At 42.3% G+C, this 13823-nt stretch carries 15 protein-coding genes and 1 other annotated feature; all 15 genes read left to right on the top strand.

All coding sequences use genetic code 11. The annotated features are described in order from the left end of the window. Nucleotides 1–96: 96 nt before the first annotated feature. The 15 genes from spoIIGA (at nucleotide 97) to ACXADT_RS15195 (ending at nucleotide 13772) form a co-directional block, all read left to right on the top strand. A complete protein-coding gene (gene spoIIGA / locus ACXADT_RS15265; RefSeq protein ID WP_474831806.1) occupies nucleotides 97–1011 on the top strand; it encodes a sigma-E processing peptidase SpoIIGA in 915 nt (304 codons plus the stop codon). 35 nt (nucleotides 1012–1046) lie between these two features. Then, entirely contained in the window at nucleotides 1047–1766 is a 720-nt protein-coding gene (gene sigE, locus ACXADT_RS15260) for an RNA polymerase sporulation sigma factor SigE (protein WP_270181796.1), read from the top strand. A gap of 83 nt (nucleotides 1767–1849) precedes the next feature. Beyond that, on the top strand, nucleotides 1850–2629 hold the full coding sequence (sigG, locus tag ACXADT_RS15255; protein WP_270181797.1) for an RNA polymerase sporulation sigma factor SigG: 780 nt from the start codon (nucleotides 1850–1852) through the stop codon (nucleotides 2627–2629). A gap of 71 nt (nucleotides 2630–2700) precedes the next feature. Further along, nucleotides 2701–2970 (top strand): YlmC/YmxH family sporulation protein, encoded by a 270-nt coding sequence (locus ACXADT_RS15250; RefSeq protein WP_224881928.1) that lies wholly within the window; start codon nucleotides 2701–2703, stop codon nucleotides 2968–2970. Nucleotides 2971–3061: 91 nt separating this feature from the next. Continuing rightward, nucleotides 3062–3877 carry a peptidoglycan editing factor PgeF gene (gene pgeF, locus ACXADT_RS15245; protein ID WP_474831804.1) on the top strand — a complete coding sequence of 272 codons (816 nt, stop codon included), beginning with the start codon at nucleotides 3062–3064 and terminating at the stop codon, nucleotides 3875–3877. A 7-nt stretch (nucleotides 3878–3884) separates the two neighbouring features. Beyond that, the gene (locus ACXADT_RS15240) at nucleotides 3885–4553 is read left to right on the top strand and encodes a YggS family pyridoxal phosphate-dependent enzyme (protein WP_474831802.1); all 669 of its coding nucleotides are present in this window, start codon (nucleotides 3885–3887) and stop codon (nucleotides 4551–4553) included. A gap of 32 nt (nucleotides 4554–4585) precedes the next feature. Continuing rightward, nucleotides 4586–5038, top strand: a complete 453-nt coding sequence (locus ACXADT_RS15235) for a cell division protein SepF (protein WP_474831801.1) — start codon at nucleotides 4586–4588, stop codon at nucleotides 5036–5038. A gap of 12 nt (nucleotides 5039–5050) precedes the next feature. Next, entirely contained in the window at nucleotides 5051–5323 is a 273-nt protein-coding gene (locus tag ACXADT_RS15230) for a YggT family protein (protein ID WP_442865166.1), read from the top strand. Between the two features lie 4 nt (nucleotides 5324–5327). After that, entirely contained in the window at nucleotides 5328–6101 is a 774-nt protein-coding gene (locus tag ACXADT_RS15225) for a YlmH family RNA-binding protein (RefSeq protein ID WP_270181801.1), read from the top strand. Between the two features lie 84 nt (nucleotides 6102–6185). Next, nucleotides 6186–6686, top strand: a complete 501-nt coding sequence (locus ACXADT_RS15220; RefSeq protein ID WP_270181802.1) for a DivIVA domain-containing protein — start codon at nucleotides 6186–6188, stop codon at nucleotides 6684–6686. A 169-nt stretch (nucleotides 6687–6855) separates the two neighbouring features. Continuing rightward, nucleotides 6856–7069: a binding site (T-box leader), on the top strand. A 64-nt stretch (nucleotides 7070–7133) separates the two neighbouring features. After that, nucleotides 7134–9890: an isoleucine--tRNA ligase gene (gene ileS / locus ACXADT_RS15215; RefSeq protein ID WP_270181803.1), complete on the top strand. Its 2757-nt coding sequence runs from the start codon at nucleotides 7134–7136 to the stop codon at nucleotides 9888–9890. Nucleotides 9891–10182: 292 nt separating this feature from the next. Beyond that, nucleotides 10183–10644, top strand: coding sequence for a signal peptidase II (gene lspA, locus ACXADT_RS15210; RefSeq protein WP_270182060.1), 462 nt, complete (start codon nucleotides 10183–10185; stop codon nucleotides 10642–10644). After that, on the top strand, nucleotides 10644–11555 hold the full coding sequence (locus tag ACXADT_RS15205; protein ID WP_270181804.1) for an RluA family pseudouridine synthase: 912 nt from the start codon (nucleotides 10644–10646) through the stop codon (nucleotides 11553–11555). The genes lspA and ACXADT_RS15205 overlap by 1 nt, the downstream gene beginning before the upstream one ends. A 205-nt stretch (nucleotides 11556–11760) precedes the next feature. After that, entirely contained in the window at nucleotides 11761–12306 is a 546-nt protein-coding gene (pyrR, locus tag ACXADT_RS15200; RefSeq protein WP_474831798.1) for a bifunctional pyr operon transcriptional regulator/uracil phosphoribosyltransferase PyrR, read from the top strand. A gap of 155 nt (nucleotides 12307–12461) precedes the next feature. Further along, a complete protein-coding gene (locus ACXADT_RS15195; protein ID WP_270181806.1) occupies nucleotides 12462–13772 on the top strand; it encodes a solute carrier family 23 protein in 1311 nt (436 codons plus the stop codon). The last annotated feature ends 51 nt before the right edge of the window (nucleotides 13773–13823 follow it).

The raw sequence follows: 13823 nt of genomic DNA, 5'->3' as shown, positions 1-13823 counted from the left end.
TGCAAAATAACCTCGGTATTCGCGGCACGATTTGACAGTCTTTCAATCCAAACTAGTCTATACTAGAATTCAAATTCGATAGGGAGGAGCCAGCAGGTGGCTGTATATCTGGACGTAATATGGCTGTTGAACGTTTGCTTTGACTACATGCTATTGATGCTTACCAGTTTGCTGCTTAAGCGTCATGTTCGTAAAAGACGACTTGCTGCTGGCGCTCTATTCGCTTCGTTATATGTCATTTTTCTTTTTATTCCTGGGTTGGAGTTTATGGTCCATCCGATTGTGAAATTATTTTATTCGTTTATCATCGTAAGCATAACGTTTGGGTTTACAAGGTTTCGAAGCTTCATTCAAAGTTGGCTGCTGTTCTATTTTGTCACGTTTATGATCGGTGGAGGCATGCTTGGTGCGCACTATTTTTTAAAACAGGAAGTAGGTGTTTATAACGGAGCGATCGCTACACAGGGGAGTGGATTTGGAGATCCTGTCAGCTGGGTGTTTGTGCTCGTTGGTTTTCCATCCGTATGGTTTTTTTCTAAGAAAAGGTTAGGTGATATCGAGACGAAAAAAATTCACTATGACCAAATAGCCAGCGTTAAAATCATGATCGATGATGTGATCGTGACTGCACCAGCACTTATCGACAGTGGGAATCAACTAAAGGATCCATTATCAGGAGCTCCCGTCATGATTCTCGATATGACCATCCATGCAAACCATTTTTCAGAGAACTTTCTTAAAAAAGCAAAAAATGTAACTGACTTTCAAAGTGAGGGAGAGGTGGACAGGTGGGAGCATCGGCTTAGAATCGTTCCATTTCGAGCCGTCGGACAAGATCATCAATTTTTATGTGCGATAAAGCCTGACGCAGTGGAAATTTCAACGAAAGAAGAAACGATCGTTGTCAAAAAAGTACTAGTAGGGCTCAGTTTCCAGTCATTATCAGGGGAGAAAGAGTACAGTTGCATCCTTCATCCCAAAATGCTAGCTGAAAAGGCAAATGCTTCTTAAAGATAAGAAACAAACAGATTGAGGAGGTTTACTGCATGGGCAAATTAAAGATAAAAGTTGTACTCTGGTGGCAGAGAATCTTAATCAAACTCGGAATTAAACCTGACGAAATCTATTACATAGGAGGAAGTGAAGCACTTCCGCCTCCTTTGACGAAAGAAGAAGAAGCCCATCTTTTGATTAAATTGCCTGGTGGTGATAAGGCTGCACGATCGATTTTAATCGAAAGAAACTTGCGCCTCGTTGTTTATATCGCACGTAAGTTTGAAAACACAGGGATTAATATTGAAGACTTGATCAGTATCGGAACGATCGGGCTGATCAAAGCTGTCAACACATTCAATCCTGAAAAGAAAATCAAGCTAGCAACATATGCTTCTAGGTGTATTGAAAATGAGATCTTGATGTTTCTGCGTCGTAATAACAAAATTCGTTCGGAGGTTTCATTCGATGAACCTCTTAATGTCGATTGGGATGGAAACGAACTGCTCTTATCTGATGTATTGGGAACTGATGAAGATATCATCACGAAAGGAATCGACGCACGAGTAGACCGGAAATTGCTTGTTAAAGCTCTTGAAACATTGAACCCTCGAGAAAAGCAGATCATGGAACTAAGGTTCGGTCTTGCAGGCGATGAAGAGAAAACACAGAAAGATGTTGCTGATCTTCTCGGTATTTCTCAATCTTACATCTCCAGGCTAGAAAAGCGTATCATCAAAAGGCTTCGAAAAGAATTCAACAAGATGGTCTAACATTCTTAAAATGATAAATGCATAATTTTCCCACTCTCGGAGATACTTTACTTTGACAGCATCTCCGATGAGGAGGGAAAGAGTTGACACGAAACAAAGTCGAGATTTGTGGAGTAGATACATCCAAACTTCCGGTTCTGAAAAATGAAAAGATGAGAGTTCTTTTCAAACAGATGCAGGAAGGTGATATTTCTGCAAGAGAAGAGCTAGTAAATGGAAATTTACGTCTCGTTTTGAGCGTCATTCAACGGTTTAACAATCGTGGTGAATACGTTGATGATCTCTTTCAGGTCGGATGTATTGGTCTTATGAAATCCATTGATAACTTCGATTTATCGCAAAACGTGAAATTCTCAACTTACGCAGTGCCGATGATTATCGGTGAAATACGACGATATCTCAGGGACAACAACCCGATCAGGGTTTCAAGATCGCTTCGAGATATTGCCTATAAATCCCTCCAGATCAGGGACAAATTGATGACGAAAAACTCCAAAGAGCCGAATCCAACTGAGATTGCAAAGGAACTCGGTGTAACGAAGGAAGAGGTTGTCTTCGCTCTTGATGCCATTCAAGACCCTGTCTCGTTATTTGAGCCGATTTACAATGATGGTGGAGATCCTATTTTCGTAATGGATCAAATTAGCGATGATAAGCAGAAGGACTTTCATTGGCTTGAAGACATCGCATTAAAAGAAGCAATGATGAGACTGAATCAACGGGAGAACATGATTCTTCAAATGCGTTTCTTTCAAGGGAAGACGCAGATGGAAGTAGCAGATGAGATCGGAATTTCTCAAGCTCAAGTATCACGGCTTGAAAAGGCAGCAATCCAGCAAATGAATAAAAATATACAAAGTTAGAACGAGACCTGTTAAACAGGTCTTTTCTATTGCCCACTTTTCATATAATAAAATGGAAAGGTGGAGGTGTGATGATAAAAATCTCTGAATTTCAAGTTAAGGATGTTGTAAATGTATCGAACGGAAAAAAACTTGGACATATAGCCGATCTAGAAATAAACTTGACGACAGGTAAAATCGAAGCGATCGTTATCCCGGGTCAAGGAAAAATGATGGGTTTTTTTGCGCGTGAGAGTGATCTCGTGATTCCTTGGCGCAACATCGTAAAAATAGGTTCCGATGTTATATTAGTTAAATACTACGATTCATCAGATTCAGAATCTTTCCAAAAAGAGTCATGAGTAGCCAATATCTCACAATCTATATCCCTTCTTCTCAACATATTATGATAAAATAGAGTGTAAACTTGTATAGAAATGAAGGGATATAGCTGTGGGAAACGAACTGTTTTTAGATACTTCTGACATGACTACACTGGCACTTCGTTTCGGAAGAGATGGAGGTCAAGTCAAAGCTGGGTTTTCGACTCGGTTGAACGGTGTAAGTAAAGATCCGTTCGCTAGTCTAAACCTCGGTTATCATGTGCCTGACCATCCAGTAGATGTGTTGACTAATAGAAAAATACTTAGTAAGGCGATAGGCACACCGCTCGAGAATTGGGTAGTTGCAGAGCAAATCCATGGAAATGATATTGCTCACATTACTGCGAATGATTCAGGGCGCGGGACGCTTGACCATGAAACCGCAATACGTGGTATGGACGGTATGTATACGGATGAAAAAGGTTTGATGTTGGCAGCACTGTATGCTGATTGTGTACCCGTATATTTTTACTCCCCTTCCGCGAAAAGGGTTGGAATAGCCCACGCAGGCTGGAAAGGAACAACGAAAGATATTGCTGGAGAGATGATTCAAAGGTGGCAAGATGATGGTATCGACCCTAAAGATATCGTAACTGCAATAGGGCCATCGATCGGAAAATGCTGTTATGAAGTTGATGACAGGGTGATCGAAAACGTAATCGAGGTGGCATCCGATTCTGAACAATTCTTCACACATAACGAAGGTACGTATCAGCTGGATTTAAAAGCTGTGAATAAACACTTATTGTTAAAAGCAGGCGTATTAGAAGACAACATTCTTGTGAGTGACTATTGTACAAGCTGCAGTGACCTGTTTTTCTCTCATCGAAGCGAGCATGGCAAAACTGGAAGAATGATGGGTTACATTGGTCTTGAGGAGGTTTAACAGGAAAGTGGAAGTAAAGACGAAATTAGAAGAAATCATTTCTAACATCGAAGCCGCTTCACATCGATCGAATCGAAATTCAGAAGATGTGAACGTGATCGCAGTTACGAAATACGTTAGTGTAGAGCGTGCAAAAGAAGCAGTCGAAGCTGGTATCACTCATCTTGGGGAAAATCGTCAAGAAGGCTTGGTGGAAAAAGTCGCAGCATTCGAACACCAGCCTGTATGGCATTTCATCGGCACGTTGCAATCACGTAAAGTCAAGGATGTCATCGATCACGTAGATTACATTCATTCCCTCGATCGACGCTCTCTTGCAAAAGAGATCAATAAGAGAGCAACAAAGAAAGTGAAATGCTTTGTACAAGTCAATGTTTCTGGAGAAGAATCGAAACATGGTTTAGCGGTTGAACAAGTCATGCCGTTCGTAGAGTCTCTAGAAAACTATCCAAATATTGAAGTAGTAGGTTTGATGACGATGGCACCTCATATTAAGGATTCTGACGAAATCAGATCTGTCTTTAAAAAGCTTAGAGAACTTAGAACGAACATCCAGGAGCGTTCGTTTGATTACGCGCCATGTAAAGAGCTTTCGATGGGGATGTCAAATGATTATGAGATTGCTGTTGAAGAAGGTGCAACGTTTGTTCGTATCGGATCGTCACTTGTTGGTTAAAATCAAAACTAACTCTCCCGGAGGTGCAGGGAATGGGAATTAAAACAAAGTTTAAGCAGTTCTTTGAACTCGATGATGAACAAATCGAGTACGAGGATGATGTTCATACGACGTATGCTGAGGATGATGAGATGGAGAATTCTAGGGTGAGTCGGAACCATAATAAACAGAAACAGACGAATCAATCCAATCAAAATGTTGTGAGTCTTCAAAGTATCCACAAGAACTCTAGAGTTGTACTTGTTGAACCTAGAGTGTATGCTGAAGCTCAGGATATTGCTGATCATATAAAAAACCGAAAATCTGTCGTAATGAATCTGCAACAGATTCCACATGACCAAGCGAAGAGAATCGTTGATTTCTTGAGTGGTACGGTTTATGCTCTTGGCGGTGATATTCAGAAACTCGGTCCCGACACGTTCATGTGTACTCCGGATAATGTTGAAATCTCCGGCAATATTACCGATGAAATATTTGAAGACTAGCTTCTAAGGAAGGTGAAGAATTTGGAAATTGCTTATTTATTAGCACAAGCTTTACGGATTTACTCATGGATATTAATCATTTATATCTTCATGTCTTGGATTCCAAATGCTAGAGAATCCTCTATTGGACAAATGATTGCAAGAATTGCAGAACCTTATCTTGCGCCGTTTCGTAAAATCATCCCGCCTATCGGTGGAATGTTAGATATTTCTCCTATCGTAGCTATTTTTGCACTACAGTTTGCGCAGTATGGAATCGTTGCTCTCTTTGGAATGATCCTTTAATTCCATGTCGATATACGAACACTATCGTCCTGAAGAAAGAACGTTTGTTGATCGTGTGTTAGAGTGGCAAGGGGAAGTTGAAGACAGATACTCTCCGAAACTCACTGATTTCCTAGATCCAAGAGAGCAGGATATCGTTACACAAGTAATTGGAAATCATCCCGATGTGAGCGTATCTTTTTCAGGAGGCGTGGACGGAGCAGAACGGCAGCGTGCACTGCTTCTTCCACCTTATATAACAGCAACAGCTGAAGATTATGACATAGCTGCATTAGACATTACATATCCCTCAAAATTCGTTACATTATCGCACCCAGATCTTCTCGGTGCGCTGATGGGACTTGGATTAAAGCGGGAAAAGTTTGGTGATATTTTTGTGCAGGATGGACTTGCACAGCTTATCGTAGCTAAAGAAGTAGCGGATTATATTAAGATGAATTTAACTCAAGCTGGTAAAGCTTCGATCACGCCAGAGGTGATTTCACCATCACAGATCAACGTTCCTCCTATAAGGTGGGAGGAACAATCGGGTACCGTTAGTAGCCTTCGCCTCGATGCTGTATTAGCAGAGATATACAATCTATCTAGGTCAAAGGTATCTCCTATGATCGAACATGAGCGTGCTAAACTTAATTGGAAAGTCGTCGATCAACCCGCAACCGAAGTAAAAGCGGGAGATTATTTATCCCTAAGGGGTTCGGGGAGAAGTAAGGTGAATTCGATCGACGGTAAAACAAAGAAAGAAAAATGGCGAATCACGTATAGTAAAAGAAAATAATTTGACAGATTTAGAAGGATTGCCCGTAGAGATTGTCGAATTACGAGTTGGGACATAAAAGAGAGCAAACCGGAGGTGGCTGAATTGCCTTTAACACCATTAGATATTCATAACAAAGAATTTACTCGCGGATTCCGCGGTTATGATGAAGATGAGGTAAATGAGTTTTTAGATCAAGTCATTAAAGATTACGAAACTGTTATCAGAGAAAAGAAAGAGCTAAATGAGAGAGTAAAGATCCTAGAAGAAAGACTAGGACACTTCTCAAACCTTGAGGAAACATTGAATAAATCGATTCTTGTCGCTCAAGAAACGGCTGAAGAAGTAAAGCAGAGTGCAACGAAAGAATCCCGTTTGATCCTAAAAGAAGCGGAAAAGAACGCTGACCGCATCATCAATGATTCGTTAGCTAAAGCGAGAAAGATCTCACTCGAAAATGAAGAATTGAAAAAGCAAGCTTCCGTTTACCGCACACGTTTCCGTATGCTTGTCGAAGCGCAGCTTGAGATGCTGACGAATGAAGATTGGGACGGGCTGGCTGCTCGTTTTGATGAAGAAGAAGAGCATATTCAAGAAAACGCATAAGGTAAACTTTTAACATTTATTTCGCATTTTCTTGACTTATTAAAATTGAATACACTATACTTTTGATATACTTTAATGGAAGTTGGTCCTACAACTGGATTAACATCTTCAATCAAAAGCACATAGACATAAGAAATGGTGTAAGCTGTTTCTTACAAAATAATGATTAAGAACGACTGCGATGGGAAGAGTAACTGGTTACACTTAACAAAGCGAGCTGGGGTTGGTGTGAGCCTGGCGTTAAGCAACCGGTGAAGATCACCCCTGAGTCCCGAGCTGAACATAAAGTAAGCCCCGGCGTATCATTCACGTTACGAATGCAAAGTGAGCACATTGTGTGCTTAAGTTGGGTGGTACCACGGGAAAACCTTCTCGTCCCTATAGGGATGAGAAGGTTTTTTTATGTTATTAAGGAAATGCAGCGTACGATATTGAAGGAGGAAGGACATGAGCTTTAAAGAAACACTATTGATGCCAAAAACGAAGTTCCCAATGCGCGGTAATCTGCCAAACAAAGAACCTGATATGCAAAAAGAATGGGAAGAAAACAACCTTTATGAGAAAGTACAGGAAAGAACGAAGGATCGTCCTCTTTTTGTACTGCATGATGGCCCTCCATATGCAAATGGAGACATCCATATCGGTCACGCAGAAAACAAAGTATTGAAAGACATGATTGTTCGTTACAAATCCATGAACGGATTTCATGCACCGTATGTTCCAGGTTGGGATACTCACGGTCTTCCGATCGAGCAAGCACTTACGAAAAAAGGTGTGGATCGAAAGAAGTTAACAGTAGCTGAATTCCGTAAGAAGTGTGAAGAATATGCGCTAAAGCAAGTTGATCGTCAGCGTGAGCAGTTCAAACGCCTTGGCGTTCGCGGAGACTGGGATAACCCTTATATCACACTGAACAAAGGGTACGAAGCGCAACAGATCAAAGTGTTTGGCGAAATGGCGAAGCGTGGATATATCTACAAAGATAAGAAAACTGTTTACTGGTCTCCTACTTCAGAATCAGCGCTAGCTGAAGCTGAAATCGAATACCAGGACAAACGCTCTCCATCCATCTATGTTGCTTTCCAAGTTAAGGATGGAAAAGGCGTACTAAACGGAGATGAGAAGTTCATCATCTGGACAACGACCCCTTGGACAATTCCTTCAAACCTTGGGATCGCACTCAATGCTTCATTTGAGTATAGTGTTGTTGAAGCTGATGGAAGCAAGTACATCGTCGCTACAGAATTAGTTGACCAACTTAAAGAAGAGTTTGAATGGAATACAGTGAATGAACTAAATCGCGTAAAAGGAAGCGAGCTTGAATACGTTACAGCACAGCATCCTCTATATGATCGTGAGTCCCTTGTCATTCTTGGTGATCATGTCACGCTTGATGCTGGTACTGGTTGCGTTCATACAGCACCTGGACACGGTGAAGATGATTATGCAATCGGAAGAAAATACAAGCTCGATATCTTGTGCCCAGTAGATGAGAAGGGTGTTTTCACGAATGAAGCGCCAGGTTTTGAAGGCTTGTTCTATGATAAAGCAAACAAGCCGATCACTGAAAAGCTTGAAGAAGCTGGAGCTCTAGTAAAGCTTTCATTCTTCACACACTCCTATCCACACGACTGGCGTACGAAAAAGCCGATCATCTTCCGTGCAACTGAGCAGTGGTTTGCTTCAATCAAGCAGTTCCGACCTGAACTTCTGCAAGCTGTTGCGGATGTAGAATGGTTCCCGACTTGGGGAGAGCTTCGTCTTCACAACATGGTGAAAGACCGTGAAGATTGGTGTATTTCTCGCCAGCGCGCATGGGGTGTTCCGATCCCAGTCTTTTACGGTGAGAACGATGAGCCGATCTTAACAGACGAAACGATCGAGCATGTCTCAGAGCTATTCCGTCAGCACGGTTCAAACATCTGGTTTGAATGGGATGCGAAAGAGCTATTACCAGAAGGGTTTACGTCTGAACACAGCCCGAATGGTACGTTCCGTAAAGAAATGGACATTATGGACGTTTGGTTTGATTCTGGTTCTTCCCATCAAGCAGTGCTTGAAGAGCGCAGCGACCTTGCGCGACCTGCAGATTTATATCTAGAAGGATCTGACCAGTACAGAGGCTGGTTCAACTCTTCTCTTTCTACTTCTGTCGCAGTAACTGGTAAAGCACCTTACAAAGCAGTGCTGAGTCACGGGTTTGTTCTTGACGGAGAAGGTAAAAAGATGAGTAAATCACTTGGAAACGTAATGGTTCCAAACGACGTGATGAAGCAGCTCGGTGCAGACATCTTACGTTTATGGGTATCTTCTGCTGACTATCAGGCTGATGTTCGTGTCTCAAATGAGATTCTCAAGCAAGTAGCAGAAGTGTATAGAAAGATCCGTAACACGTTTAGGTTTATGCTCGGAAACCTAGAAGGCTTTGATCCAGCTCTGAACAGTGTTTCCTATGAAAACCTTAGTGAGCTCGATCAATACATGCTCGTGAAGTTGAATAACGTTGTGACGAAAGTAAAGAAAGCATATGATGAGTATCAGTTCTTAACGGTTTACAATACCATTCATAACTTCTTTACTACAGAGATGAGCTCATTCTATCTTGATATCGCGAAAGATACGCTATATATCGAGCACGAAGACCATCCGAAGCGCCGAGCGATTCAAACGGTTCTTTATCAAACGGCTGTTGCATTGACGAAGCTACTATCACCGATCATCCCACATACTGCTGAAGAAGTATGGCAGTTTGTACCGGGTGAAAAAGAAGAGTACGTTCAGCTTTCTGACATGCCTGAAGTGAAGAACTTCGAAGGAACTTCTGAACTTGAAAGCAAGTGGGATCATGTGATGGACCTACGTGATGAAGTTCTAAAGGCACTAGAAGAAGCACGTAACGAAAAGAAAATCGGGAAGTCCTTAACGGCTCAGCTTCATATCTATGCGGATGGTGAAGCGAAAGAACTTCTTGATGGCATCGATAACCTCGATAAGCTCTTGATCGTTTCTGCAGCATCCGTTGCAGGAAGTAAATCTGAAGCTCCATCAGAAGCAAAGAATTACGAAGAGCTAGCGATCATGGTTTCCCCTGCAGAAGGCGAAACGTGTGAACGTTGCTGGAGAGTAACAGAGACTGTAGGACAAGATGAAACGTATCCTACTCTTTGCGTAGATTGTGCTGAAACTGTAAAAAATCATTATTAATAGTAAAAAGCGCTTTGCTGTATGCAAAGCGCTTGATTTATTTATGAACAGTTATTTGAGCTACCACGTTACTTTTAAATGAATTTATTCATGAGCAAAGGGCTTATGGTTCCTGCTCAGATTCACAGAAATGGCGGTCAGCTCAAATTATACTCCAGCTACTGTTATTGCGTTCCCGATACCCTGAGCACTTTGCACCATGCAAAGCGTTTACGGTTAACGTTCACATTGTACAGGAATGAATCCTGTGCTAAACTTTCATAGGAAGTATCATTCGATCGGGGGAGCGCACGTGTGGAAATATTTAATAGCCATTGGCATAGTTATACTAGATCAATGGACCAAATGGCTTGTTGTTAAAAATATGGAATATGGAGAGTCGATCAAACTCATCAACGACTTTCTCTATCTGACTTCACATCGAAATAGAGGAGCTGCGTTTGGCATCCTTCAAGGTCAGATGATTTTCTTTTACATTATTACGGTTATTGTGATTGTCGCTGTTTTATACTATATGAATCAATATAAACACAGCAAGTTCGTCAGTGTTACCCTTGCTTTAATATTAGGCGGTGCAGTGGGGAACTTTATCGATCGTGTCTTTAGAGGAGAAGTCGTAGATTTTGTTAACACGTATATCTTCTCGTATGACTTTCCGATCTTCAATGTTGCGGATGCTTCACTCGTTGTAGGGGTCATCCTCATCTTTATCGGGACGATATTTGAAAGTAAGCAAGCTGAAGGAGATAAGTAATGGAAAAGTTCGTTTTTACAGTAAGTACTGAAAATAAAGGCCAGCGGATCGATAAAGTGATACCGACATTCGATCAAGACTGGTCTCGTAGCCAGGTTCAAACCTGGATCAAAGAAGAACAAGTTCAGGTGAACGGTGAAGTTGTGAAAGGAAACTACAAAGTTTCGGAGAACGATGAAATCGTTGTGAGCGTCCCTGAACCAGAAACGCTCGAAGTTGTACCTGAAGATCTTGACTTAGATATCGTATATGAAGATCAAGATGTATTAGTCGTCTACAAGCCTAGAGGAATGGTCGTACATCCTGCACCAGGACATCCAAGCGGAACGCTTGTAAACGGCTTGATGCACCAAGTTCGTGATTTAAGTGGAATCAACGGCGTGATTAGACCAGGGATCGTTCATCGAATCGATAAGGACACTTCTGGATTGCTCATGGTCGCTAAGAATGATCATGCACATGAATCACTCGTTAAGCAGCTTCAAGCGAAAACGGTGAATCGTCGTTATAAAGCCATTGTACACGGGAACATTCAGCACGATGTCGGTACCATCGATGCACCGATCGGTCGAGACAAGCAGGATCGCCAGAAGATGACCGTTACAGATGAGCATAGCCGAGATGCAGTTACGCATTTTAAAGTGTTAGAGCGTTATGATCACTATACTTACGTAGAGTGCCAGCTTGAAACAGGCCGTACTCATCAAATCCGTGTTCATATGAAATACATCGATCATCCTGTTGCAGGGGATCCTAAATATGGACCAAGAAAAAAAACGTTGCCGATCGATGGACAAGCGTTACATGCTGGTGTATTAGGTTTCAAGCACCCTGTGACTGAAGAGTGGCTCGAGTTTTCTCGGGAAGTTCCTGAAGATATGGAAAAGCTGTTAACGCGTTTAAGAAGATAAAAAGCGGTTGACAGGTTTTCACGGCTCTGCCATACTACATGTAGACAATATAGCAATCCTTTAACGATGGTCCCGTGAGGCTACAAAGGAAAAACGGCTATGTACGTAACGTGTGTTTCGTATGCCCAAAACCCTTTTGCCTCCATGGCAAAAGGGTTTTTTAGTGACGTTGGACCAAAGCAGTTAAGCTGAAAGGAAGAGACGAATGGAAGATAAGAGGGTTTTACTCGATGATCAAGCGATTCGAAGAGCGTTAACAAGAATTGCTCATGAAATCATTGAACGAAATAAAGGGATCCAACATGCGATGCTCGTTGGGATCAAAACAAGAGGAATCTACTTAGCAGAGCGTTTAGCTGAGCGCATCGCACAAATCGAAGGCTCGAGCATACCGGTAGGAGAAATCGATATTACGATGTACCGTGACGACCTTTCATTAAAACATGAAAATCAAGATCCGAAGATTAAAGGCACAAGTATTGAGAGTGCTGTTACTGATCAAAAAGTCATCCTAGTCGATGATGTTCTTTTCACAGGGCGAACTGTTCGAGCAGCGATGGACGCCTTGATGGATCTAGGCAGACCTTCTCAGATTCAGCTAGCTGTTCTAGTCGATCGAGGCCATAGAGAGCTTCCGATTCGACCGGATTATGTGGGAAAGAATGTACCAACTTCGAAGGAAGAAATTATTGAGGTTGCACTAACAGAAGTAGATGATTTCGATAGAGTAAGCATTAAACACGCTAAGTAAAAACCAATAACGTGCTCCCTTTAAGGTAGTCCAGAGAGACAGCCAAGGGAGGAGACGCTGTTCGATCAGGACACGCGTGTACCTCCTTGCGGCTAAGCAAGGAGTTTTTTTATACCTCCTTCTAGCCGGGACGCACATCCGAGGAGGAAATAACGATGAAACATGAATTAGGAATCCGAGAAGTACCAAAAACAACAACATGGGTAACTTTAAGCCTTCAGCATTTATTCGCAATGTTCGGTGCTACGATACTCGTCCCGTTCTTAGTAGGACTTGATCCAGCAGTAGCACTCGCATCTAGTGGTCTTGGAACCCTCTCTTATCTACTGATTACGAGGGGGAAGATCCCAGCATATCTAGGATCATCGTTCGCATTCATCGCGCCTATCATTTCAGCCGTATCACTAGGGGGACCTGAAGGGGCGATGATCGGGACGTTCTTCGCTGGTATTGTTTACGGAATCGTAGCCATTGCGATTCGGGCGGCAGGTTTAAACTGGCTTTTGAGACTGCTACCTCCGATCGTCGTTGGTCCTGTCATCATGGTGATTGGTCTTGGCCTTGCAGGTACTGCCATCAGCATGGCGATGAACAATCCTGAAACGGAAGCTTATAGCGGCATTCACTTCACAGTGGCTCTTGTCACGCTTGGTGTTACGATTTTAGCATCGATCTTCCTAAGAGGATTTTTAAGCCTTATTCCAATCTTGATCGGTATCGTTTCAGGATATACGTTCGCTTATTTTGTAGGTCTCGTTGATTTCAGTCCAGTAAGAGAAGCATCGTTTTTCGAGGTGCCAGACTTCATTATTCCTTTCGCAGATTATAACCCAGCACAAGTCTTTTCTTGGGAAATTCTTTTCGTCATGGTTCCGATCGCAACGGTAACGATCGCTGAGCACATCGGTGACCAGATGGTATTAAGTAAAGTAGCGGGACGTAATTTTTTGAAGACACCAGGTCTCCATCGATCGATTCTTGGTGATGGTGTGGCGACGATCATCGCTTCATTGCTAGGCGGGCCACCAAATACAACATATGGTGAAAATATAGGCGTTCTTGCGATCACTCGAGTATTCAGCGTGTTTGTTATCGGAGGAGCTGCAGTACTAGCACTAATCTTCGGCTTTATCGGCAAGGTCTCAGCTCTTATCTCTACCATTCCGACGGCGGTAATGGGTGGCGTTTCGATCTTACTCTTCGGGATCATCGCTTCATCTGGTCTCAGAATGCTGATCGATAACAACATCGATCTAGGTGAGAAACGAAACTTGATCATCTCATCCGTCATCTTGGTCATTGGGGTCGGAGGAGCGTTTATCCAGGTAACTGAAGACTTACAAATCGCAGGAATGGCGCTCGCGACGATCATCGGTATCGTTTTAAACCTTATTCTCCCTGGTGGTACTACACAGGAATCGATTGAGAATATGTTTGAAGAGCAAAATGATCATACAGCTGCATAGTTACATCCTTTAAAAAGGTACAGAGAGACCTAAAAGGGTGAGAAAAAGGCG

It is taken from the genome of Anaerobacillus sp. ABR4_321 (assembly GCF_056158505.1).
Note: the sequence above shows the minus strand (reverse complement) of the source record. Positions and strands in the feature narration are given on the sequence as shown.

Bases quoted from the DNA above. Each gene is read 5' to 3' on its own strand.
- ACXADT_RS15250 (WP_224881928.1), top strand. From the start codon at position 2,701: ATGATAAAAATCTCTGAATTTCAAGTTAAGGATGTTGTAAATGTATCG.
- pyrR (WP_474831798.1), top strand. From the start codon at position 11,761: ATGGAAGATAAGAGGGTTTTACTCGATGATCAAGCGATTCGAAGAGCG.
- ACXADT_RS15225 (WP_270181801.1), top strand. From the start codon at position 5,328: ATGTCGATATACGAACACTATCGTCCTGAAGAAAGAACGTTTGTTGAT.
- ACXADT_RS15235 (WP_474831801.1), top strand. From the start codon at position 4,586: ATGGGAATTAAAACAAAGTTTAAGCAGTTCTTTGAACTCGATGATGAA.
- ileS (WP_270181803.1), top strand. From the start codon at position 7,134: ATGAGCTTTAAAGAAACACTATTGATGCCAAAAACGAAGTTCCCAATG.
- sigE (WP_270181796.1), top strand. From the start codon at position 1,047: ATGGGCAAATTAAAGATAAAAGTTGTACTCTGGTGGCAGAGAATCTTA.
- ACXADT_RS15195 (WP_270181806.1), top strand. From the start codon at position 12,462: ATGAAACATGAATTAGGAATCCGAGAAGTACCAAAAACAACAACATGG.
- ACXADT_RS15205 (WP_270181804.1), top strand. From the start codon at position 10,644: ATGGAAAAGTTCGTTTTTACAGTAAGTACTGAAAATAAAGGCCAGCGG.